Below are 21,546 nucleotides of genomic sequence, written 5' to 3'. Positions count from 1 at the left end.
GCCCGCGTGACGATCGAGGTGCCCTACCAGCCAATTCCGGTTGACCAGTCCGACGTTCGCTACGCCCACGGCCCCGACTCGGCTCGACAGCCAGACGTGCCCGTCGGAGAGACGATCGAGTTCGACTGGAACGACAGCGCGATCTACCCGGGCACGTCACGGAAGTTCTGGGTCCATGCGCCCGCGCAGTACGACCCCGCCGAGCCGGCGTCGCTGATGGTGTTCCAGGACGGATGGTGGTACCTGGACCCCGGAGGGGAGATCCGCGGCTCGATAGTCCTGGACAACCTCGTCCACCACGGGGACATCCCGGTCACCATCGGCGTGTTCGTCGACCCTGGCATCTTCCCCGACGCTGAGAATCCGAAGAACCGCAACACCGAGTACGACGCATACGACGATTCGTATGTCGGCTTCCTCCTGAACGAGATCATCCCCGAAGTCAGGAAGCACTACTCGATCGCCGAGGACCCCGATCAGTGGGGCATCTGCGGTGGCAGCAGCGGCGGCAACTGCGCCTTCACCGCGGCGTGGCTACGCCCGGACAAGTTCCGCCGCGTCATCGGGTACCTGTCCAGCTTCGCGCAGATGCCGGACGGCAACCCATACCCCGAAGTCATTCCCCGCGTTCCCCGCAAGCCGCTGCGGATTTTCCTGCAGGCGGGCCATCGTGACCTGCGCTGGAACGAGCCCGAGGCGAACTGGCTCGCTGACAACTTGCGTGTCGCGGCAGCGCTCGCAGAAGCCGGCTACGACTTCCGCCTTGTCCTGGGTGATGGCGGCCACAGCCCCAACCACGGTGGTGTCCTGCTCCCCGATGCCTTGCGCTGGTTGTGGCGGTCTGATGATCGCCCGAACTAGCCAGTGGGCTTGGGTGGAGCGACTTCGTAGAAGCGGCCGTCCCGGATCAGGGCCCACAGGACGTTGACTCTGCGGCGGGCAAGGGCGATCACGGCCTGGGTATGGCGTTTGCCCTCGGCGCGCTTGCGGTCGTAAAACGCCCGGGAGTTGGGGTCGTAGCGCACGCTCGTCAGGGCGGACATGTAGAAGACGCGCTGGAGCCCCCGGTGGTAGTGGCGCGGCCGGTGCAGGTTGCCGTTCCGCTTCGCGGAATCGTGCGGTGCCGGAGCCAGACCGGCGAACGCCGCGAGCCCATCCGGACTGGTGAAGTCCGCCAGGCCGTTGCCGATCGCGGCGAGGAACTCGGCACCCAGGAGCGGACCGATGCCGGGCATGCTGGCCACGATCTCGGCGAGCTCGTGCGTGCGGAACCTGGCCTCGATGAGCCGGTCGACCTCGGCGACCTTGTCGTTCAGGGTCTCGACCTCCTGGGCGAGCGTCCGGACGAGCTGGGCGATCACCCCCTCACCGGGGGCCCGTATTTCAATAACTGTCAGCGACGGGTTCCCGCGGGGGTTGTTCGGGCGTGTAGCTGTTCCAATGTGCGGGCGGGCGATCCGGGTATCGGCGTGACGAGGATCCGGTGCAGGTCCAGGAGCCGTTTTGCGTCCTGGTACTGGATGGACAGGTTGGTGCGGTTGACGCCCAGTAGTTGGGCCAGGAACGTCATGGTCACCGCTCTGCGGCGGCGGAGGATGGCTGCAAGGAGCCGGTGGGTGTGGTCCACGCTGCTGGTCTGTGGGTGGCGGTAGCTGCGCGGGCGGTGGAAGCGTCGCTGGAATGCTGCCTCGGCCAAGGCGTCCCAGAAAGGTTCCGAGACCGCCACCAGATGCTCGAAGGCGGTTCGTGACATGCCGGTCAGGGCCGGGTCGGTGAGCATCGCGGTCAGGGCCGGGTCGGCCCGGTGTGTCGTGGCCGGCGCGTCTGGCGCTCGTCGTGGAACGGGAGACAGTGTGTAGTTCCAGTCACCGTGGAAGGTGTTGGGTGTGATCGGAAGGGCGTGGAACTCGGCGGGTGTGACGCTGATGCCGAGGTCGTAGCTGCCTGTGTCCAGTTCGGCCCCGATGGTCAGGCCGGTCCTGGTGGTTGTGGCGGCGATGGTCTCGAGGACGACCTGGTAGCTGGTCAGCGGCCGCCCCCGCCAGTTCGCGGTGATGTGACAGAACATCCGGTGCTCTATCTTGTTCCACTTCGATGTCCCCGGCGGTAGGTGACAGACCGTGATTTCCAGGCCGCTCTCTCGTGCGAAGGTGGCAAGGTTGCTTTTCCAGGTCCAGCGGCGGGGGTCGTTGGAGCCGCCGGAGTCGGCGGTGATCAGGAGCCGGGTGGCATTCGGGTGGTCCGCCCGTCCGCGGTTTTGCCACCAGCGTCGGATGGACTCCACCGCGAACTGGGCGGTGTCGTGGTCGGTGCCGACGTTGACCCATCCGCTGTTGTTGGCTATGTCGTAGATCCCGTAGGGGATCGCCATGGGCTGGTCGTTGGTGGTGAACGTGTGGCAGTCCACCTTGATCGCGTTCTTGCCCGGCCGCCAGGTGCGACCGGGCCGGTCCCGGTTGCCGAGCCATTCCTTGGCCTTGGTGTCGACGCTGATCACCGGCTGGGCATCGTTGAGGAACGCGGCGGCGGTGGCATTGAGGTGGGTGAACTGGGCATCGCGGTCCGGATGGCTGATGCCCTCTGTTGTCTTCGCGGTTCCCTGCAGGCTGTAGCCCAGGGTGTGCAGCAGGTGTCCGACGGTTGAAGCGCTGACCGGGTGGCCCTGTGTGGTGAGGGTCGAGGCCAGGGCCCGTAACGACAGCGTGGTCCACCGCAACGGGGAGACGGGGTCGCCTCGGGTGTGCGGCTCGATCAGCGACTCCAGCGCGGGCAGCAGACCAGGGTCGGTGTCTGTCAGCCGCTTGCGGCCCGCACCTGGAGCCCGCACCCGCAGGGTCGGTGAGGAGCAACCGGCCAACTCGGCCATACCTCGCGCGATGGTTGCAGTACTGGTGCCGGAGGCGGCGGCGACCCGGACGATCCCGCCACGGCCGAGGGCCGTCGCCTCACTGGCCAGGTACAACCGACGGCGGCGCTCATCGAAGTGCGGCAGGATCTGATCGAACTTGGCCCGCAGAGCACGAGCGGCAACGCGGCCTGACAGACACGAGGTCATATCTCAGACTCCCACCAACACCCCCTCTGCCGAGCACTAATTGAAATACGGGCCCCGGGAACGGAGGTGTGCTGCCGCTCTGCGGCCTCCACGGCCTTCTTCGCAAGCTCCTCCGGGCTGCGGACGCCACGCGTGCGCAGCCATCGGGTGAGCCGCGCGGTCCCGACGCGCCGGAGGGCTGCCGGCGTCTGATAGCCGGCCAGCAGGACGAGTGGTCCGGCGCTGGTCAGGACGAGCGCGCGTTCCAGCGAAGGGAATATGCCGGTCAGGGCGGAGCGCAGCCGGTTGATGGACCGGGTGCGGTCGCGAACGAGGTCGGTGCGGCGGTTCGTCAGGAGCCGGAGTTCGATGGTGGCCTCATCGTTGGGCCTAAATTTCTGGAGATCGCGGCGGATCCGGGCCTGGTCAGCGATGACGAGCGCATCGCGGGCGTCGGTCTTGCCCTCGCCTCGGTAGCCGTCGCTGGCCCGGTTGACCACGCGGCCGGGTATGTAGAGCACTTCCTGCCCGTGGTTGACGAGCAGGGCGAGTAAAAGAGCGGGTTCGCCGCCAGCCATGTCCACGGCCCAGGTCGCCTGGTCGCCGAGGGCGAGTACGGAGGCAAGGAGCTTGAGGAGCTCCGGCTCGTCGTTGGCGACGCGACGGGACAGCAGCGTTTCGCCGCTTTCGTTGAGTACCAGGCAGTGGTGGTGGGTCTTGCCGCTATCGATGCCGGCCCAGATCCGGTTCATGGTGCTCCAGACGATCGTCTCTGCAGGTCCATGCCACAGACGACCTCGCCGGCATGGCCTTAGAAGCTGTTGTCTTTCCGGGCTTGAGGACTGCGTTTCCGCTGGTCGGGCATAGGGCCGGCGATCCCGTGGGAGTGGTGGCCTGTCGTGTCGCCGCTCCTGTGGAGGTCGTGGATGCCGTCGGTCGTGGGGCTGCTGGAACAGCGCGAGCTCGCCGCTCGCCGTCGCGTGGACGAGCTGCGGGAGGAGGCCGACCGCATCCAGGCCGAACTGGCCCTGGCCGAGCGGGACTGAAAGGAATGGGCCATCGCCCGCTCGCGGGTCGACGAGGTGCTGACCCCTGCGGACGAGACCGGCCATGGCCACGACCAGGCAGACCGGACAGCACCAGCCGCCGACGGGCAGGCCGAAACGGCATCGTCGACGCCGGGAGCGGCGAAGCCGAAGTCGCAGGTACCGGTGTGGCGCCAGGGGCTGGCCTGGTCGGTGCTGTCGGTGGACTACCAGCGCATCCTGCAACTGCTCGCGGACCGGGCCCGGCTCAGACAGGACCCGGCGACCTGCCAGGAGATGGCCGCCGCCTTCGGCATGGAGGTGGTGCCGACGCGGGTGGAGGCGCTGCGGTCGAAGGCGAAGCGGTTGGTGGCCCGCGGCTGGCTGGCCGAGCAGCAGCCGGGCCGGTTCACGCTCGGGCCGGGCGTGGCCTTGCCAGGCGGCGGGTCATGAGCAGGATCATTGACCAGTAGACCATCGCCTCGGCGCTGGTGGTGAGGCGCTCTAAGTCGCGGACCAGGCGGCGGGTTCGCATCAGATGGGCGAAGAACCGCTCGACGATCCACCGCTTGGGAAGTACCACGAAGCCACGCATGTCGTCGCTGCGTTTGACGATCGTCAGGACCATGGCGAACGCGGCCAGGCAGTGCTCGACGAGGCTGCCGGTGTAGCCGCCGTCGGCCCAGACGAGGGCGAGGCGGTGATGCGCGCCGGCCACCTGCCCAATCAGCGTGTGGGCGGCAGCGCGGTCGCCGGTGTCCGCGCTCGTGACCATCACCGCGAGCAGCAGGCCGAGGGTGTCGACCACGACGTGCCGCTTGCGCCCGTTGACCAGCTTGCCGCCGTCGAAGCCGCGGCTGTCCGATCCGACGACGGCATCTGCCTTGACCGACTGCGAGTCGATCACCCCGGCCGTCGGCTCCGCGTCCCGGCCCAGCTTCTCGCGGACCTGTCCGCGCAGCCGGTCATGGAGCTCGCGGACCAGGCCATGGTCACGCCAGCGGCGGAAGAACGCATAGACCCGGTCCCACGGCGGGAAATCCCCAGGCATCGGTCGGGTAGCCGGGACACATTGCTGTGCCCCGGCCCCCTCAGAACCGGCCATGCCCGCTTTCCAGGCAACCGGCTCAAGCAAGCCCCAAGGGCGTCACAGTGCTCTGCTTTCGGGACCGTCTGCCATCCGCAGCATGAAGCTGACGATGACAGTCGGCGTGAACGAGACGCAGGTTCTTTCTCTCGTCCGACCCGCCGTCACGCCGGTATTCGAAGTGATGCTTATTCAGCATCTTCTTCGAGGCCGCGAACCAGTCAATCCACTCACGTGGGTTGTCCGGCTCGTACTCGGCTCCGGCGATCAACGCCTGACGGCACAGAGGGCAGAGCCCCCGTTGCCGGTATGCCAGGGACAGACTCGTCTTGTCCATAGGCGGAGGCGCCTTTCGTCGGCGGCGGTTCTCCCAGTATTCGATCAGGGACGGGTCATCCAATGATGCCGCGCCCTTGATCAGGGTGTGCCGAAAGATTTTAGTCCAGGAGAACTTGACGAGGTGGGCGCCGCTGATGCGATCGCCGAATACCCATCGGTCTCGCCTGGTCTTGTCGAACCGGCCGAAGTACCGTTTGACGATCCAGTCCCTCGACTTCAGCGGGTGAGCACGCTTGGCCCACTTGTAAGTGAGCACCCACATGTAGTTATCCAGATCAGCGAAGACTCTGGACGACACCACCGTCCGGTAATAGGCGGCCCAGCCCCGAATGATGGGCGTGAGCTTTCTCAAGACACCTCCGGCGTTGGCGCCGTAGAGCGCCTTCACCTCCGCCTTGAGTCTCTCCCGGACTCTCTCGACAGCGTCCTTACTGGGCCTGATAAGCAACTTGCTGCCGAAACGGCAGACCCCAAATCCGAGGAAGTCAAACCCTTGCGTCACATGGACTACGCGGGTCTTCTCCTCATTGAATCTCAGCCCTCTCGGCTCCAGCCACTTGGCCAGCTCGGCCTTAACGCGGTGCGCTTCTTCCTCACTGTGGCACATGGCCACAAAGTCGTCCGCGTACCGCACGAGGACAGGGGCATCCCGGGCCGTATATGTACCTCTGTTGCCCGGACCGGCATACCGATAACGGCTCCCTGCCGCTGCCTCCATCCCATGCAAGGCAACGTTCAACAGCAGCGGACTGATCACTCCTCCTTGAGGGGTGCCTTCGTCCGTCCGCATCAAGCGGCCTTCTTCAACCACGCCAGCCCGCAGCCATGCCCTGATCATGGTCCGACCAGGGAACAGGCCCAGGGCTTCCAGAAGCCGAGCGTGGTTGATCCGGTCGAAGGCTGCCGCGAGGTCTGCGTCGAGCACCCACAAACGTGAGGCCCCTTTGGACCCCAACGTGTTGTAGATGGCCTCGATCGCATCATGGCAACCCCGACCAGGACGGAATCCGTATGACCTCGGCTCAAAACGCGCTTCCCACTCGGGTTCTAATGCGTTCTTCACCCGGGCTTGAAGTACGCGGTCGATGATCACAGGGATTCCGAGAGGCCGTTTCTTTCCGTTGGCCTTCGGGATGAACACTCGCTTGACCGGACGAGCCTTCCAGGGATGCTCAAACCGTTGAACTTGGACCGCGAGGCGGCCCCGCTCCTTCGGTGTGAGCGCCGTTTCCCCATCGATGCCCGCGGTCTTGCGTCCCGCGCTCTGCTGCGTCACCCTCTTGACGCTGATCAGCGTGTTGGAGTGGCTTCGCAACATGAGTTTTTGCAGGCTGCGAACCTTCTTCAGGTCGCCTTCCTGAGTCGCCTTGAAGATTCTTCGTCTCAGTCGCCGTACATGGTCCTCGCACGCGGCCCAGTCAATGCTGTGCCAGTCAAGTCGCACGTCCTCCGGTCCGTTCGCACGGGAAGAACGGTGAGACTCACTGTCCTGCCGAGCCATCAGCCCCTCCCTGCGTCCAACTTGCCCTTCGGCTCCGGTTTCTTCACCAGATCTCTTCAAAGGCTCACCCGGCCCACGTAGGCGCCCTTTCAGGCCGGGTCACTCGGACCCGTATCCGACGGGTTATACGGGGCGGGTGCCGTCCGCTTTCCCCTGGCCTTTCGGCCTGTCGGCATTTGCTTCTTGGGCCATCCTGTTCCCGCCGGGGAATTGATCCTCCCTCACGGTCGGACAACCGGGGCTATCCCGGACCCCGACGGGGTTTCCACGTTCCGCACTGACAAGATGCGACTGGGGTGGGCGCCTCCTCTACCCCGGGACCGGTGGTGTCCTGCCCTCGCCGGCGAGTCCACGAGGGTCACCTGGCGTTCTTCCACGCCGAGTCCTGAAGCTGCCGCTTGCGTCACCATCGCGCAGCTTATGCAATCACGAGGCATAGCCGGAGATTCGCTCTCGCTCGCCCGTCCAGTCTTCCCCTTTGCTTGTTGCATCCCGATGGCCGGGACGCTCTTGAGCGTGATCGTCCAGCTTCACACCCCGCCATTACCAGCGACGCATGTGGACGCAGGGGACAGGCCATGGACACTGGCCTGGGCTTCATCAACTCCTTTCCATCTTCTGCCACTTGATCAGTGCGACCTCGTGTCGCACCCCGCCACTTGATCCCGTTGTCCACGAGATACCGGATCGCATCGAGCATCGCCCGGTGGCAGTACGCCTCCGGCCGACCGCCCCGACCGCGCATCCAGCCCGGCACCGGCAGCAGCGGCCGGACCACGGCCCACTCCGTGTCCGTCACGTCCGAGGGATACCGCCGAACACGTTCCGGGTGATCGGCCGCATTCCCGAACCGGTGAGCGACACAATCACACGTGGGTGCAGCCGAGTTGAACTCCACCGGCGCGAGCACGTACAACTGCGGCAACAGGGTCTCCTGGATCTCGGTTGGCTTCGCAACCCCGAGCTACCAAGAGGCCCTGTTCTCATGCCCACGGCCAACTGCGATCACCCGATCGAGACTCCCGTTCGACGCACAACCCTCAAGATCGGAACGACAGCAGCTTCTGACCCGCCGGACAAGGCCCTAGCGGGATGGGCAGTTGTGCGCGGCGCTGCTGGTTGAGGCCAGGACGATGTCTGCGAGGTTCGCCATGCCGGTCAGGCGTGCCCCGGTGACCTCGATGCCGTAGTCGGCGTCTTCGGCGTCGTGTTGTTCGTTGATGACGAGTTGACCGCCGCCAGGTAGGCCGATGGTGCTGTTCGGCGCCGTTGGTACGGAAACAGTCTTACCGCCGATCACGAGCTTCATAGTGGTGCTGCCGCTGGTGGAGCCACATCGGCTGGTGGCCGTCGCGGTGAGCCCGGAAATCTCGATCACGGGACTCCCTGGCAAGCCGACCCGTACGGATTCCACGGTGCTGCTGGAGGTGATGACACCGGGATTGAGGGTGGTCGTCACTTTCGGACACAGCGACTCGGACGTGAGCAACGGTGTCGACAGGGTTGCCGTGCAGCCGGGTGCTGTTGTGCCCGAGTGCGCCGTCCGCACTGCGGAGGTGTCGGGCTGTGCTGGCAGGTCAATCCCGAGCAGCAGCGGGAGCGTGACGTTGGCGGAGGCCCCGTAGGCCCGGCCGGTGAAGTACTGCAACTTCAGTGTGGCCGCGTCCTCGGACGCCAGGTAGGTGTCGTCGCCGCTGAAGCGTGCCTGAGCAGGGACGGTGGCCGAGTCCGTCAAGGGCTGGTCAGCTGAGGAGATGTTGCACCGCGCCGTTCCTTGCGTGTTCGTGACGCCGACGCACGACTGCTGGGCCGAGCCGCTGCCGACGTTCATGCGTACCGATTTCCCGGCAATGGGGCGGGTACGGAAATCGGTCAGTTTGGCCGCCAGCTTGACGGGTTCGCCGTTGGCGAGATGCGTCGGGCCGCGGTACTCCAGAGTCGTCGGGGTTTGTAGTTGTAGCTGCTGCGATGTATTCGAGGGCTTGTACCGCCCATCCCCAGAGAAGGCGACGGTCAGGGCAGCCTTGGGCGAGACGGGCTGGTCAACTGAGTTGATCACGCACCGGGCAGCCCCTTGGCTGTCGGTGGTTCCGGTACACGTCTGCCGTGTGTTTCCGCTTCCCAGAGCGAAGTTCAACGTCCGACCTGAGACCGGGCTGCCATCAACATCTCTGAGCGCGGCGACCACAGGGAAGTCCTTACCGTTAACAACCCGTATTCGCCCGGTGTACGCAGTAGTCGTCGCAATCTTCTCCGGCGTCGGCGTCGGCGTGGGCGTCGGCGTCGGCACCGGCAGGGGGGTCTGCGTCGGCGTCGGCGTGGGTTTCGAGCCAGTGTTTGTCACGTACGCCGACAGGCTTACGTGCGGATCCACCCCGTGATTGGCGAGGTAGCCGTTGTCGTCGAACGTGACGATTCCGTAGTACCGGCCGGCTCCTCGATAGGGAATCTCCACCGACCAACTACAAGGATCCCAGCACGTTTTCCCGTAGAACTCGGCGCGCTCTCCATCGCGATGGAACCCGCTGACGTTGAGGCCCTCGACGTCCTCTTCGCGTTCTCCATCACAGCCGAGAAAAGATCCCGTCACGACGACTTTCTCGTCGATCACCTCTTCGCTGATGCTTCCCTCGATCTTGCACAAAGGCTCTGCGTCATCGCCGTTCCAGTGCCAGGAAAACTCACTGGAAGCCGACGGTGGCGGATTGGGCGGCCAACCGTCATGGTCGGCGTGGCCGGTCGCGCTCAGCCCCACTACGGCCGTCACCGCAAGGATCACACATCCGAACAGTGCGAAAAGACGCTTCCCCATGAGTCCCCCGTTGACTCCAGCAAATCGGCTAAGCGCATCATCACACATCTGACCTGGATTCGTCGCTCCGTTCGTGTAGGCCCGACGGGGTTACGCGTGGCTCAGCGCCCGCAGCACGTTCAGAAGCCGTTGTCTTTCCGGATGTGAACGTTGAGTTTCCGCTGCTCAGGCATGGTTCCGAGGTGTCGCGGAATGGTTCGGGCGTTCAGTTCGGGCTCGGCGATGCGGAGTTGGTCGTGACATCGGTGATGGGACTGCTGGAGGAGCGGGAAGCGGCTGCCCGTGTGCGGGCCGAGGAGCTTCGGGCGGAAGCGGAACGGGTTCTTGCTCAACTCGCCGAGGCAGAAGGAGTGTTGGAACGTCGGTTTTGATCGCCCGGATGCAGCTCGCCGAGGCCCTGGCCGCTCCGGACGAGGCGGCGGATGTGCCAGTTGACGGCCCGGGCGAGGCGACGGGCACGGTGTCGGCGAACGTGGCGAAGGCCCCGGTCGCGGGGTCGGTCGTGCCGCGCTGGCACCCGGGGGGCGGCTGTGGGCGCCCCCCGGAACCGCCAGCGCATCCCGCACCACTGCCCATTCCACGTCCGTCATGTCCGAGGGATACCGGCGTTCCCGGTCCGGGTGATCGGTCGCATTCCCGAACCTGGGCGCGAGGCAATCGCACGACACGGCGGGTGAGTTGAAGCCGACAGGCGCGGGCACGTACAGGGCCTCCCGGCGTCGCTCGGTCAGATTCGCATCCCCGAGCTACCGAGAGGCCCTGTCTTCATGCGCGTCCAGTCGGAAGATCACTCGACCAGGAACCCTGTTCGATCTGCACGTTCCATGATCGGTTGAGATACAGCTTCTAAGCTTGTTCCTTAACATCGGCTGTCACGCAGAGCGACGAGTGTTTCGGGTCGTTTGACGGTCTTGCCCACGTCGTAGCGGGTGGCGGAGTGCCGGTTCCTGGAGCCGGGTGGTCGTCCTGGCCCCGGCCGGGTGGGTTTGGGTGCACGGGCCGGACTGCCCAGGTGAGGGCGGATGTTCCTGAACCCGCGCCGGACGCGGGTCGGGGTGAGCGCGGTGCCGGTGCGGGTGGTCTTCTCCCAGGGCTTGCGTCGGTCGGCTGCCAGCGGGAGCGCGAGGCGGAGCTGAGTGTGGGCTGCGATGACGAGCCAGGTCCACCGGTCCGCCGCCTGCGGGTCGCGCAGCCGGGGGCGGGTCCAGCCCAGGGACTGCTTGAACAGGCGGAATGTGTGCTCCAGGTCGAATCTGCGCAGGTAGCAGGACCAGACGAAGTCGACGTCGGCCGGGCTGGCACCGGTCGCGGAGGACCACAGCCAGATGGGTGGCGCGTCCCGGTCGCCGGGCAGGTGGTCGACCTTGAGCCGGATCAACGTGCCTTCGACCAGGGGGAGTTCGCCGTCCAGGTCGATCCAGGCCGAGCGGTGGGTGAGCCGGGGGTGGACCCGGTCCCAGGCACGGGCCTCGGCCGTGCCGTAGCGGGGCGTGTCGTTCATGGTCACCGCCGCCGGCTCCGGCCAGGTCTCCGGCTTCGCCAGGCGGAACTCCGGTCCGTGCTTGGGTGGCCGGCCGCCCCTTGGGTCATAGACGCGCGGCGGCTTCGGCAGCCGCAGGACGCGATCCGAACGCAGGCGCCCGACCAGCTCGACGGGAAGGTCGCGCAGCACCCAGGCCAGGCGCATCACGTCATAGCCCGCGTCCATCACGACCAGGATGTTCCGGTCGCCGCACTGCCACTGACCGGCCGCGACCAGGCGCTCGACCACGGCCCGCAGCTGGTCGGCGGTGACGGCCGCGGCGTCGTCGGCGGGCCCCAACCGGACCGCGTCCAGGACCTGCGTCCACGACGTGCGGTCCGGGGTGAGCGCGGCGACGAACGAGTACGGCCAGCCCGGCACCACGTGGTCCGATGAGCGGCCGTTGCGGCCGTGGACCAGGCAGAACAACCGCTCCGGCGAGCAGGCGGCGTCCGAGCGCAGCCACGGCGAGACGTCCACGGTGAGCACGATCCGCCCGTCGAACCGCGGAAGCGGCAAGGAAACCAGCAGGTCACGCAGGACGTTCGTGTCGAGCCGACCATGGTTCAGAGCGCCGTACAACGAGCCGTAGCCGCGCTGGTGCTCGGCGAGCAGGGACAGCTCGACCGGCGTCCGCGTCGGCCCGTCTGCGCACAGCAGCACGTCGGAGAGCTCGAAGAACGCATCCGCTCGCGCGGACAAGCACCCGTAGAAGGCCGTCCGAAAGCGTGACAGTTCCTCAAGCGCGTTCCGCTCGCTGGCCGATGCCAGCACACTCATCCTCACGACCTTCCTGGTGAACTCCGCGATCTCGTCGCAGAGTTCAGGATCACGAGGAAGGCCGCCCTCATACCCTGCGATCACTCCAAAGAGTGACCACACGGCCGGGCCCGATGTTAAGGAACAAGCTAAGAACCCACGCGGTTCTTCGCTCCCTCAAGTGACATCACCTTCGACGGCCCATTTCAGGAAAGCAAGGCGGCCACGCCCCGCTTTGCCGCCGCCCCTGACAGGTCACGGTCCCCGGCACAGACGGCATCACACGTCATGTTGAGGAGACGATCAAGTTGCACCAGTGAAGGGTCCACTTCCCGCCATAGCGATGAACGGGCGGGCCACACATCTGTTACGAAGCTGCCGACATCCGCCAAGAAGGCCGCTGCTCGAACGGCCCATTCCTCGGCCGTGAAACCGCCGCACCCGTCCAACGAGGAGCATCCTGTGCGGTCTGCAAGCGATGCCTCGGCGACATCCACAACTGGCGCCCACGAAGCGCGGCAGGGCAATTGACCCGTCCTCGGGTTCAAAGAGCAGAGCCGCCTGCCAACCCGCCCAAAGCCGGGTTGGCAGGCGGCTCCGCCATGCCTGATAGCCCGTCAGAACGTGCGTCAGACGTGCGTCAAAAGTGCGCCGCATGCGTCAAACATGCGTCAAGATATCGCCCGTAGCGCCCACAACGCACATAACGCACATCACCCAAAAGAGCTGGTCAGGTGCCCTTTCCGGCAGGCTCAAGGATCGCCACGCACTCAACGTGGTGCGTCATCGGAAACACATCAAATTCGAGGACAGCGGTTCGGACTGTCGCCCTCGGCGACCTCGCGTGCGCTCCCCTCCACGCTCCACCTCACAGCTCAGCTCGTCGCGACCTGATCCTGCCGGCCTTGATGCATCCAGGCGATGACGTCGAACACACGCAGGACACCGATGTCCTCACCGATACTCGCCTTGCTGCGGAGACAGACCAACTGATCGCGAAAGGCGCCGTTGTCCGCCCGCAGGGCCGCAGCCAGCGCGGCCCAGAAGGAGTGGTCCGCCTTCGGTCGCTCGAACAGCTGCTTGATGCGGATGTCGTAGATGGGAATGAGGTGAGGACGCTTACGGGCCAGCAACTTGCCTGCGACAACCGGGCCGCTGCCGTCGGGCTTGCTGAGGTACTGCTTGCTGCCGGCCAGGCGTTCCCACAACTCCCACGCGGGTCCGCCCTCCTCCATGAAGGCATCGCTTCCAGGATTCTCCAAACGTGCGTCACGAGGGATGAGCGACAGCAAGCGCATCCAGTGCCCGTCGGGGTCGGTCAGCAAGTTCATCGCCCCGTGCGGCTCGAGGGAGACACTGAGCGTGGTGATGGCCACCAGGTCGTTGCTGTCGAAGCGGTCCGCGACGTGCTCGGCGTCCCCGCCCCCGCCCAGGCGCTCGAAGTGCGCGCCGGAATAGAACAGGTCACCGCTTGAGCGTCGTCGGGTGAAGTACTCGACGAGCAGGCTCACGGCCGTGTCGTCGTCCCAGTAGATCTCCGGGATCTTCAGTTCGATCACCGAGAGGCCCCCCAACTCCCTTACGACCAGTGCTGTGTCGGTGGACGGTATACCAGCTGAGACCATGCGGTGGCACGGGCGGAAGCCGCCGCCAACACGTACGCCTGCGTTACGCCGTTTTGAGGTGTGGGTGGTTTCTAGAGGATGGTCCAGACGTCGGTGTCGGTGCCGTTGCCGATGGAGTAGCGGAAGGCCGGGGCAGTTACGGCGCCGAACCGGACAGGCGTTTCCTGCTGGAGAGAGAGCAGCAGGAAACGGCCCGGGCTGCAACAGTCGATCCACACGAGTGGACGTATATCGGCCCAGACAGCTTCGAAGCGGAGCAACATAGCGCGGGATCGCCGGTTAGCCAAACCGGCGATCGCGCGGATCATTGATGGTCCATCGCCACTGCCTGCCCCTACGTCGAAAGGAATCGCCACGACGGCTGTCAATTGAAAGCGTCGCGCGTGTGTCAGCGCTCTGCGCTGCTGGAGAGATCCTGCGGCACAGGTGCCGTGGCGCTCAAGGTCCCGCAGGGGGCGTAGCAGCATCCCCGCCTCGCCCCCACCGTAGAGGGTCGACTATCGCATCCCCGAGTGCACCGGGGATGGAGTCGACCTGCACCGGGGCCTGCTCATCGGCATAAGCCTCAGCGCGCAATGCGGGTGACTCTGCTTACGTCACTTGTTGTTTTGATCAACTTCCGGGTCGGCACCGTGATCCACAGCCGCACCGTCTTAACGACTGGAGAATCTGAATTGCACGGACAGGCCAACGAGGTGCACGGCACCCGTTACAGCCCCACGCACATCCGCGCCACCTGGGACGGAACGGGGAGCGTGGAAGACGCCTCCAGGGCGTTGGGGTTCTCTCGGGCGAAGGGTTACGACCTGGTGCGTCGCGGGGAGTTCCCGTGCCGCGTGCTACGCATCGGCCGTACGACACGTGTCGTCACCGCATCCTTGCTCCGCGTCCTGGAAAGCGGAGAGCCGGAGTACAACGGTGCCCCCGCCGGACACTGCACGCCGTCGTAGCCCGCCGCGCGCGGACGCCCTGCCGGAGCCTTCCGGCGGGCTTCGTCGTCTTACAGGCGGCAACAGTGCGCCCGGCCGGCAGATGAGCTGGCCAGACGCTCCGCTCTTGCCATTGAACGGGGGCCGCCACGCCGTCTCACTCAGAGGCGAGACATACAACCGATACGCCGCGTTCACCAAGCAGTGTCCTGAGCGACGAGACCGGATCCGGTGCGGCGGTGATAGCGGTGACCTCCATATCGCTGATCCGGATGGTCGGGAGCCAGTCGTGCACAGGCGGCAGCAGATCCGCCAGCGCGTCCCTGAAGGCGCGTTGCCGATGGCGCCCGCCCTCGCCAGGGAACAACGGCGGCTTTGGCTTGCCGAAGCCGCCGCCGGGTTCACGCCCGGTCAGAGCCTGCGAGCGGGCCAACCATCGAGAAGCGTCGAAGCCGAGCTTCACGCCTGTCGGGTAGCACTCAAGCGTCAGAGCGCGGGCCGCGGTGAAGTGCTGCTTCTCGTCAACCTCCAGGATCTGCTGCTGCCCGTTCTCGTAGGTCAGCAGGACGTCCAGGCTCCGCCGCTCACGAGAAGGAGCCTGTTCCGGCAGGACCAGCCCGGTGAGCGCGCCGTAGATCGCCGCAACCGTCTCCCACATGCCGGCGCACTCGATCTGCCCTGGCCGCCGCATCCAGGTCGGACAGCTCTCTGGTTCGATCTCCGCCTTGACCACGTCAGGCAGTAGGCGGGTTATGCCATCCTGCAACTCCTTCACACCGACTCCCTCTCACCCGATAAACCATCCGAGTATCGGCGACGCCTCTGACACCGACTCACTCTCGTTGGCCCGGCCCCCGGCCTTCCAGCACGGCTGGGCAGCGCCGCCCGCATACGTCCACCAGCTTCCGCGCGAGCGTGGTCGAATGCCGATCGTGGGTCCAGCCAAGCCAGTAGGCTGGCAAGTCCTGGACGGTATCGAGCAGGGCACCGGCACCTCCACCATGGAAGGCCGGGCGATGTTCGGGATGTTGTGCGTGCTCGCCAGACCCCGGCGCAAGCTGATCGTGGCGAACACCAACGACGGGCTCGCCTCCGCGAGGGCCCCCGGCCGGTCCTGGAGCCGGCTAAGCTCACTTCCGATCAGGCCAAGCTCGCCCAGCAGCTCTACGACGCACTTTCTGCCGTCCTGACCGCATGTCGGACAACCCGTTTCATGAAAGCCCGAGCCTAATGGTCAGGCGGCTGTCGGCGGGCGGCGCCGCGACCGCTCGGACTCACGCGAGGTGGCAAGGCCCGCGCGCCCGACCTTCGCCGCATCCCGACCGCGCCACGCGCCGTGCCAAGGACGACCGGGCCCGCGCCGGCACACCCTGCGTGGGGGGGGCTGCGCCTCCAGGTCACGCGTCCCGAGTTGCTTCCCGCAGCCCTATGAATGTCAGTGGCACGAGATAGCGTCCTCCCACGCTGAGGTGAGAGGGGACCCATGGCGGGTATCGACCGTGCGGAGCAGCTACGAGAGTTCGGGCGATCCGTATTGGAGGGGGCGCGGTCGGCGCAGGTGCGGCGGCTTGCTCGGCAGGTGAATGCCGTGTCATACACGAGTGCGCGGGAGTACGCCGGGCGTTCGCTCTTCGAGCTGCTGCAGAACGGCTATGACGCACACCCGAGGGGCTGTCGCGACGGCCGGGTGCATGTGCTGCTGGATGAGGAAGAGGGCGAGTGGGGGACGTTGTACGTCGCCAATGGCGGCACGCCCTTTACGTGGAGGAACGTCGAGAAGGTCTGCGAGCTGGCGCAGAGCTCCAAGGCGGTCGGGGAGGGGATCGGGAACAAGGGCGTCGGGTTCCGAAGCGTCCTGCTGATCAGCGACGCGCCAGAGATCTACAGCGCCGATCCTGATGGCCCGCACGGTCCTGAACTGGACGGGTACTGCTTCCGGTTCGCGCACAAGGGCGATGTGGAGGCATTCTTGGGCGACGAGCCCAGCGCCCACGAGGTGGCCGCTGAGTTTCCGCCTCTCCAGGTGCCCTTGCCGCTGGACGAGGTGCCGACGACCTGTCGAGAGCTCGCCGTCGAAGGGCACGTGACTGTCGTGCGACTGCCTCTGCTCAATGAGGCTGCCCAGGCCGAAGTCCGGCTGCGGCTTCGCGAGCTCGCGGAGGCGAAGGCACCGGTGATGCTGTTCCTCGACCGACTCGCGAGCCTGACGCTGGAGCGACGGGCCGCCGGTGGCGAGGCAGATGAGCTGCGGGAACTGACCCGGTCCGAGGAGCGATTCACCACGGCGGACGGGGCGGGAGACCGTTTCCCTGTCTCCTGCACGACCGTGGATCTGGGGCCGTCTGGAACGTTTCTCGTGGCCCGGGGCAGCGTAGAGAAGGAGCGCCTGAACAGCGCGCTCGAGGAGGCCGTGGGCCTCGGGCTCCTCGACAACACCTGGCAGCAATGGGCCTCGTCCGCCGCCGTGGAGGTCGCCGTTCCGCTGCCCGCCGTGCGCCGGCCGCGACGGGGGCAGATCTACACTTTCTTGCCGATGGGCGAGGATCTGACGGCGCCGTTCCCCGGCCATGTGAACGCCCCCTTCTTCACCAAGATCGACCGCACCGACCTGCCCTCTGAAAACCCCCTCAATACGCTGCTGTTCGACGCCGTCGCCGAGACCTGCCTTGCGGCTGCGGCAATGCTGCGCGCTGTGCCACAGGCCGAATTGGGACGGCTGGCCGTGGACCTCGTGAGTTGGGAGAGCGGCAAAGGCTCAGCCGAGCTGCTGCGCGCGGCAGCGTGGCGAGTACACGGCAACGATCTCGCCGACATACCACTCGTGCCTGTTCTCGCCACCGATGACGCCCAGCAGGAGGCGGCCTGGGCCTCGCCCCGGGTCGCGATCCTCTGGCCGGACCCAGAGCTGACCGTCCTCACAGCACACCGCGCCCACGCTGCAGGAGTCGTGGTGGCGGACCCGGACGCCGGTGGCGAACGCCTGCATCGACTGGCGACAACGTGCAAATCGCTCGCATGCCCATTGGAGCCCGCCCGGGAGACACTCGCCGGGCATGTGGAGCGGATCGTCGCAACCCTTCCCCGTCCGACTTCTCATCCCGCTCCTTCGACCCCTGCCGCACGCTCTCTCCGTCCCGACGCCGCCCCCGACCAGTGGAGCCAGCTGTACGAGGATCTGGCCGTGCTCTTCCAAGACGACGGGCACGTCCTGCGCGGCAGGAAGCTACTGCTCGCGGAAGACGGAACGCTGCGCCACGCCAACCACCCTGCGAGGAGGGCTGGTTCACCGCGCAAGGCGAGCGGTCGGGGCGCCTGGCGTGAGGCATTCTTCCAACCAGTGCGTGCGGAAATGAACCTCGCAGAGGCGCCGTCCATCCCCGCCCTGCTCGGCAAGCGGCTCTTCTCCCTGCATCCCGGGCTGGTCTGGAACGACCACAGCAAGCGTGGGCGGAGGCTGCCCGCCCGTACTTTTCTCGAGGAAGCGGGGCTTGTCCGGCCGTTCGACATGAAGGGCCTGCTGGACCACGTCCGGCAAGCGCTCGGTACGAGCACCGATCATCGACTCCGGCTCCAGACCCTGCGGTTCGTCTTCCGACTGTGGCAGCCGCGGCGCTCGTTGGGCGGAACGACGGTGTCGTCGCTGGGGCTGTACATACCGTCCGTGGACGGCAGGCTGATCAAGGCGAGCGACGGTGTATTCGGCAAGGGCTGGGGTCGTGACTCCATCGGCGAGGACCTGTCAACCGTGGTCGCTGCTGGGCAAGACGTGTCAAAGAGCCTCAAGGCGATCGCTGAACATCTCATCGCCGCGCCGGATGAATTCGTGAAGCGGGGCGAGACCCCGGACGAGTGGCGGGCATTCCTGACGGAGTCAGGGGTGGCCGACGGACTCGTGCCGATTTCATCCCCGGATGCCCGGACTTGGGCGGACGGTCAGGAGCTCACCACCTGGCAGTTGGTCCGCATGGCGAGGGTGTCCTCCACGGTGCAGGAGCAGTGGGAGCCGCACGTCGACCGTACGTGGTCCAATGCTTCTTACCCTCGGACACCCTACCGAGGTTCCCCCGCCTACCAGCTTCCCGGTCAGGACGTCGTCGAACGGCTCGGCCACAGCGCCCGGCTGGCCTACGCGCGCCTGGTTCTGCATGGACTGGCGCACTGGAGCGAGGAACACTTCACCAGCACCTGGACCAGCGCTGGGAGCCGAAGCCCGGACCGGGAACGGGCCCTGACCCCTCTCGCCGCCTTTGTCAGGGAGCAGCCGTGGCTTCCGGTGCGGGGGCGTGACCGCGCCGTCAGATTCGTCCGGCCGGCCGACGCGTGGCACTGCCCGCCTGGGCTGGAGGAGGAGCCCGCATATGCGCCAACCGTCGACCACCGAGTGCGCCATCTGCTGGAGCGGGACAAGGCCCGTGACCGGCTGCGAGAGATGCGGCTGCCGACCTGGGACGACCCCCGCGATAGTGCTCGCACCCTTGCCGCTCTGGGGCAGCTCGCGGCGGAAGGCGCGCTGAGGGCCGAGCACCGGCCTGCCGCGCAGCGCGCCAACGAACGCGCCTGGAAGCACCTCATACAGCAGCCACGCCCTGCACTGCCCAGAGGCACCACTCTGCTCGTCGAGTCCGGGGAACGGCTGATCGGCATGCCGTTGTCCGCCCTGGATGACGGGAAGACCGTGCTCTACATCAGCGACGAGCGGGATGGCCTGACCGCACTGCTGGTGCGCGAGATGGCGTGCCCCTTGCTCGTCGTACCCGGTGTCTCGGCGAAGGCTGCCGGGCTGCTGGCACCCGGCCGTCCCGAGACTGTCCGTCACGCCGACGACGTGACGTTCACCGCGACCGTGGACGGCGAGCACGTAGACCCCGTCACCATGGGAGAGCCGCTGGTCAATCAAATGCCCTGGCTCGCACTGGCGGTGGGTGTTCTTGCCGATCACCTGGCGCAGGGCCCCCGGGCGAGCGAGGCGGAGCTGAGCGAGCTGACATCTGCGGTAATGAGCGTGCATCTGCACCGCTACCGCTCGTGGGAAATCGAGCTGGACGGCCAGCCCGTGATCTTGCCGGCCCGCCTCGGCGGAGTGCTGCCGCTGCCCGATCCGAAGCACCCCCTTCTCCTCGCCCCGGAGTCCGAACCGAGCTGGCCCGAGACGACCCGCATTGTGGAGGCGACGGCCGAGTTGTTGAAAAGGCGCGAGTTCGGCTTCCGGCTCCGCCTGGCCACCCACGTCCTCGCCGCCCGCCACGCCAACCTACGCGACCCCGGCCAGGACGAGCTCGCCGATGCCCTGGAAGTCACCGTCCACCAGATCGAGGAGACGAGTCGGCGTATCGACGGGGCCATCGGCGTGGTTCTGGAGCGCTGCCGCCCCTTCCTCGTCCACCTACTGGGCGCAACGACAGCGAACGCTCTCCTCCTGCCGCCACCGGGCGACACCCGGGAGCTCCAGGCCGACCTTGAGACGCACGCCGCTCAACTCCCGCTTTCCGTATCCGAGTTCATAGCCCAAGCCCGTGCGGCCCGCAGCACGGACGAGCTGCGGCGCGGCCTGGGCATCGGCTTCGCCGAGCTGAACGACACCCTGCGCGCCATGACACCGCCGATGGAGCCGATCAGCCACGCGGACGAGCACGAAGAGGCACTCCACGCCCACCTGGACCTCCACAGGAAGGAACTCGTGAACCGGCTGCGCTGGGCGGCACTAAACAATTTCGACGCGCGGCGCCCGATGCCGCACTGGCCGTCACTGCGCACCCTGGACTGGATCACCGTACCTGCGGCGTGGGCCTGCACCCTGGATACGGCCGACACCGGGCGCCTGGAGAGGCACATCGAGGAGGAGCTGACACGGGAACTGGGCCGCCCGGCGCCCCGCGCGGGCGACCGCCTGCCCGCCCTCGACCAGGTCCGCAGCGCGAACCTCCGTACGGTCACCGACTTGGCCGCCGACCTCGCGGTCCTGGTCAAGGCCGCCCGGCACCCGCTGCCACCGGCACTGGCCGGAGCCGAGCCCGCCGACGATGTCACCGCACGGCTGGAAGCGGCGGGGGCGCTGGACTTCCGCCCGCTGGCCCCCGTGGATGTCGTCGCCTGGCTGGCCGCCCTCGGCCAATGGCCCGCCGGGATGCCCCCGACGGCAGATCTCGACCGGCACGGGTTGACCGAGGCCGACCTGGACCGGGTACGCAACGCGGCCGAGCACGCGCGCCGCGAGCAGGAGCGTCGACGGCGGTCGATCTCCGTCGGAGGCCGAGACTTCGACGTGTATGACGGCGACTTCACCACACTGACCCGCGAACTCCAGCGAGTCCTGGAACAGGGCGCGGTACCGGGCGTCACCGCCGGACCGCTCCGCTTCACCGATCCCCAGACACTGGCCAGCGCCCGGCGGGCATCCCCCACCGGTCGTACGCGCGGCGGGCGACATGGCGGCAGCGCGGACAACGGACTGACCACGGCTCAACGGGAGGCCATCGGATACCTAGGAGAGTGGTACGCCTACCACTGGCTGTGCGCGCATTACCCCGACAGCATGGACGAGACCAGCTGGGTGTCGGCGAATCGCCGCAAGGCTTTCCCCGGCCCGTCCGGCGACGACGGCCTCGGCTACGACTTCCGGATCGGCTCCGGCCGGCGGCCCTACATGTTCGAAGTAAAGGCGACCCAGGGCGACGGCGGGCGCTTCGAGCTGGGAGAGAGCGAGGTACGCGCGGCGCAGCAACACGCGGGCAACGACCGCTGGCGCCTCCTCATGGTCACCCACGCCCTTGCCCCGGGCCGGATGGACATCCACATGCTCCCCAACCCCTACGGAAAACGCGCCCGTGGACGCTACCGGGAGGAAGGCGGCGCGCTGCGCTTCTCGTACCGGCTTTGAGCCCCACGGTCCCGATGGCGTGCACGTCCTCCAACC

11 protein-coding genes and 5 pseudogenes are annotated in these 21,546 nt (G+C 66.8%); 5 read left to right on the top strand and 11 right to left on the bottom strand.

What is annotated here, in order from left to right; genetic code table 11:
- Window positions 1-6 precede the first annotated feature (6 nt).
- Window positions 7-861 carry an alpha/beta hydrolase-fold protein gene (locus Q4V64_RS43815; RefSeq protein ID WP_124438090.1) on the top strand — a complete coding sequence of 285 codons (855 nt, stop codon included), beginning with the start codon at window positions 7-9 and terminating at the stop codon, window positions 859-861.
- On the opposite strand, the pseudogene Q4V64_RS43810 reads toward Q4V64_RS43815, so the two are convergent.
- From Q4V64_RS43810 to Q4V64_RS43800, 3 pseudogenes are all read right to left on the bottom strand, one after another.
- Window positions 858-1,373: pseudogene (locus Q4V64_RS43810) on the bottom strand (transposase); the annotation flags it as partial. The gene Q4V64_RS43815 and the pseudogene Q4V64_RS43810 sit on opposite strands and share 4 nt — an antisense overlap.
- Window positions 1,374-3,055, bottom strand: a pseudogene (locus tag Q4V64_RS43805) (ISAzo13 family transposase); the annotation flags it as partial. It lies immediately after the preceding pseudogene.
- A gap of 53 nt (window positions 3,056-3,108) precedes the next feature.
- Window positions 3,109-3,786 (bottom strand): annotated as a pseudogene (locus Q4V64_RS43800) (IS110 family transposase); the annotation flags it as partial.
- A gap of 174 nt (window positions 3,787-3,960) precedes the next feature.
- Between Q4V64_RS43800 and Q4V64_RS43795 the strand changes: the two are divergent.
- Window positions 3,961-4,512, top strand: a pseudogene (locus tag Q4V64_RS43795) (hypothetical protein).
- Here Q4V64_RS43795 and Q4V64_RS43790 read toward each other — a convergent pair.
- The 4 genes and pseudogenes from Q4V64_RS43790 to Q4V64_RS43775 all read right to left on the bottom strand — a co-directional run bounded on the left by Q4V64_RS43790 (window position 4,469) and on the right by Q4V64_RS43775 (window position 9,798).
- Window positions 4,469-5,110 (bottom strand): IS5 family transposase, encoded by a 642-nt coding sequence (locus Q4V64_RS43790; protein WP_172629657.1) that lies wholly within the window; start codon window positions 5,108-5,110, stop codon window positions 4,469-4,471. The pseudogene Q4V64_RS43795 and the gene Q4V64_RS43790 overlap by 44 nt on opposite strands.
- A gap of 76 nt (window positions 5,111-5,186) precedes the next feature.
- On the bottom strand, window positions 5,187-6,986 hold the full coding sequence (gene ltrA, locus Q4V64_RS43785) for a group II intron reverse transcriptase/maturase (RefSeq protein ID WP_303714292.1): 1,800 nt from the start codon (window positions 6,984-6,986) through the stop codon (window positions 5,187-5,189).
- A gap of 652 nt (window positions 6,987-7,638) precedes the next feature.
- Window positions 7,639-7,896 (bottom strand): annotated as a pseudogene (locus tag Q4V64_RS55675) (transposase); the annotation flags it as partial.
- A 174-nt stretch (window positions 7,897-8,070) separates the two neighbouring features.
- Complete coding sequence (locus Q4V64_RS43775) at window positions 8,071-9,798, bottom strand: choice-of-anchor P family protein (RefSeq protein WP_124445865.1); 1,728 nt, start codon at window positions 9,796-9,798, stop codon at window positions 8,071-8,073.
- A gap of 143 nt (window positions 9,799-9,941) precedes the next feature.
- On the opposite strand from Q4V64_RS43775, the gene Q4V64_RS43770 reads away from it, so the two are divergent.
- The gene (locus tag Q4V64_RS43770; protein ID WP_172629655.1) at window positions 9,942-10,169 is read left to right on the top strand and encodes a hypothetical protein; all 228 of its coding nucleotides are present in this window, start codon (window positions 9,942-9,944) and stop codon (window positions 10,167-10,169) included.
- Window positions 10,170-10,657: 488 nt separating this feature from the next.
- On the opposite strand, the gene Q4V64_RS43765 is transcribed toward Q4V64_RS43770, so the two are convergent.
- The 3 genes from Q4V64_RS43765 to Q4V64_RS43755 form a co-directional block, all read right to left on the bottom strand.
- Window positions 10,658-12,100, bottom strand: coding sequence for an NF041680 family putative transposase (locus tag Q4V64_RS43765; RefSeq protein ID WP_124445864.1), 1,443 nt, complete (start codon window positions 12,098-12,100; stop codon window positions 10,658-10,660).
- Between the two features lie 854 nt (window positions 12,101-12,954).
- Window positions 12,955-13,638 (bottom strand): DUF6308 family protein, encoded by a 684-nt coding sequence (locus Q4V64_RS43760; RefSeq protein WP_124445863.1) that lies wholly within the window; start codon window positions 13,636-13,638, stop codon window positions 12,955-12,957.
- Window positions 13,639-13,775: 137 nt separating this feature from the next.
- On the bottom strand, window positions 13,776-14,012 hold the full coding sequence (locus Q4V64_RS43755; protein ID WP_124445862.1) for a hypothetical protein: 237 nt from the start codon (window positions 14,010-14,012) through the stop codon (window positions 13,776-13,778).
- A gap of 366 nt (window positions 14,013-14,378) precedes the next feature.
- On the opposite strand from Q4V64_RS43755, the gene Q4V64_RS43750 reads away from it, so the two are divergent.
- Window positions 14,379-14,654 carry a helix-turn-helix domain-containing protein gene (locus Q4V64_RS43750; RefSeq protein WP_253267587.1) on the top strand — a complete coding sequence of 92 codons (276 nt, stop codon included), beginning with the start codon at window positions 14,379-14,381 and terminating at the stop codon, window positions 14,652-14,654.
- Window positions 14,655-14,790: 136 nt separating this feature from the next.
- Here the strand turns inward: Q4V64_RS43750 and Q4V64_RS43745 are convergent, their stop codons facing one another.
- Entirely contained in the window at window positions 14,791-15,408 is a 618-nt protein-coding gene (locus Q4V64_RS43745; protein WP_124445861.1) for a hypothetical protein, read from the bottom strand.
- 813 nt (window positions 15,409-16,221) lie between these two features.
- Between Q4V64_RS43745 and Q4V64_RS43740 the strand changes: the two genes are divergently transcribed.
- Window positions 16,222-21,510, top strand: a complete 5,289-nt coding sequence (locus Q4V64_RS43740) for a DUF3883 domain-containing protein (RefSeq protein WP_253267586.1) — start codon at window positions 16,222-16,224, stop codon at window positions 21,508-21,510.
- Window positions 21,511-21,546 lie beyond the last annotated feature (36 nt).

This window comes from Streptomyces sp. NL15-2K (genome assembly GCF_030551255.1).
Taxonomy (GTDB): Bacteria; Actinomycetota; Actinomycetes; order Streptomycetales; family Streptomycetaceae; genus Streptomyces.
Note: the sequence above shows the minus strand (reverse complement) of the source record. Positions and strands in the feature narration are given on the sequence as shown.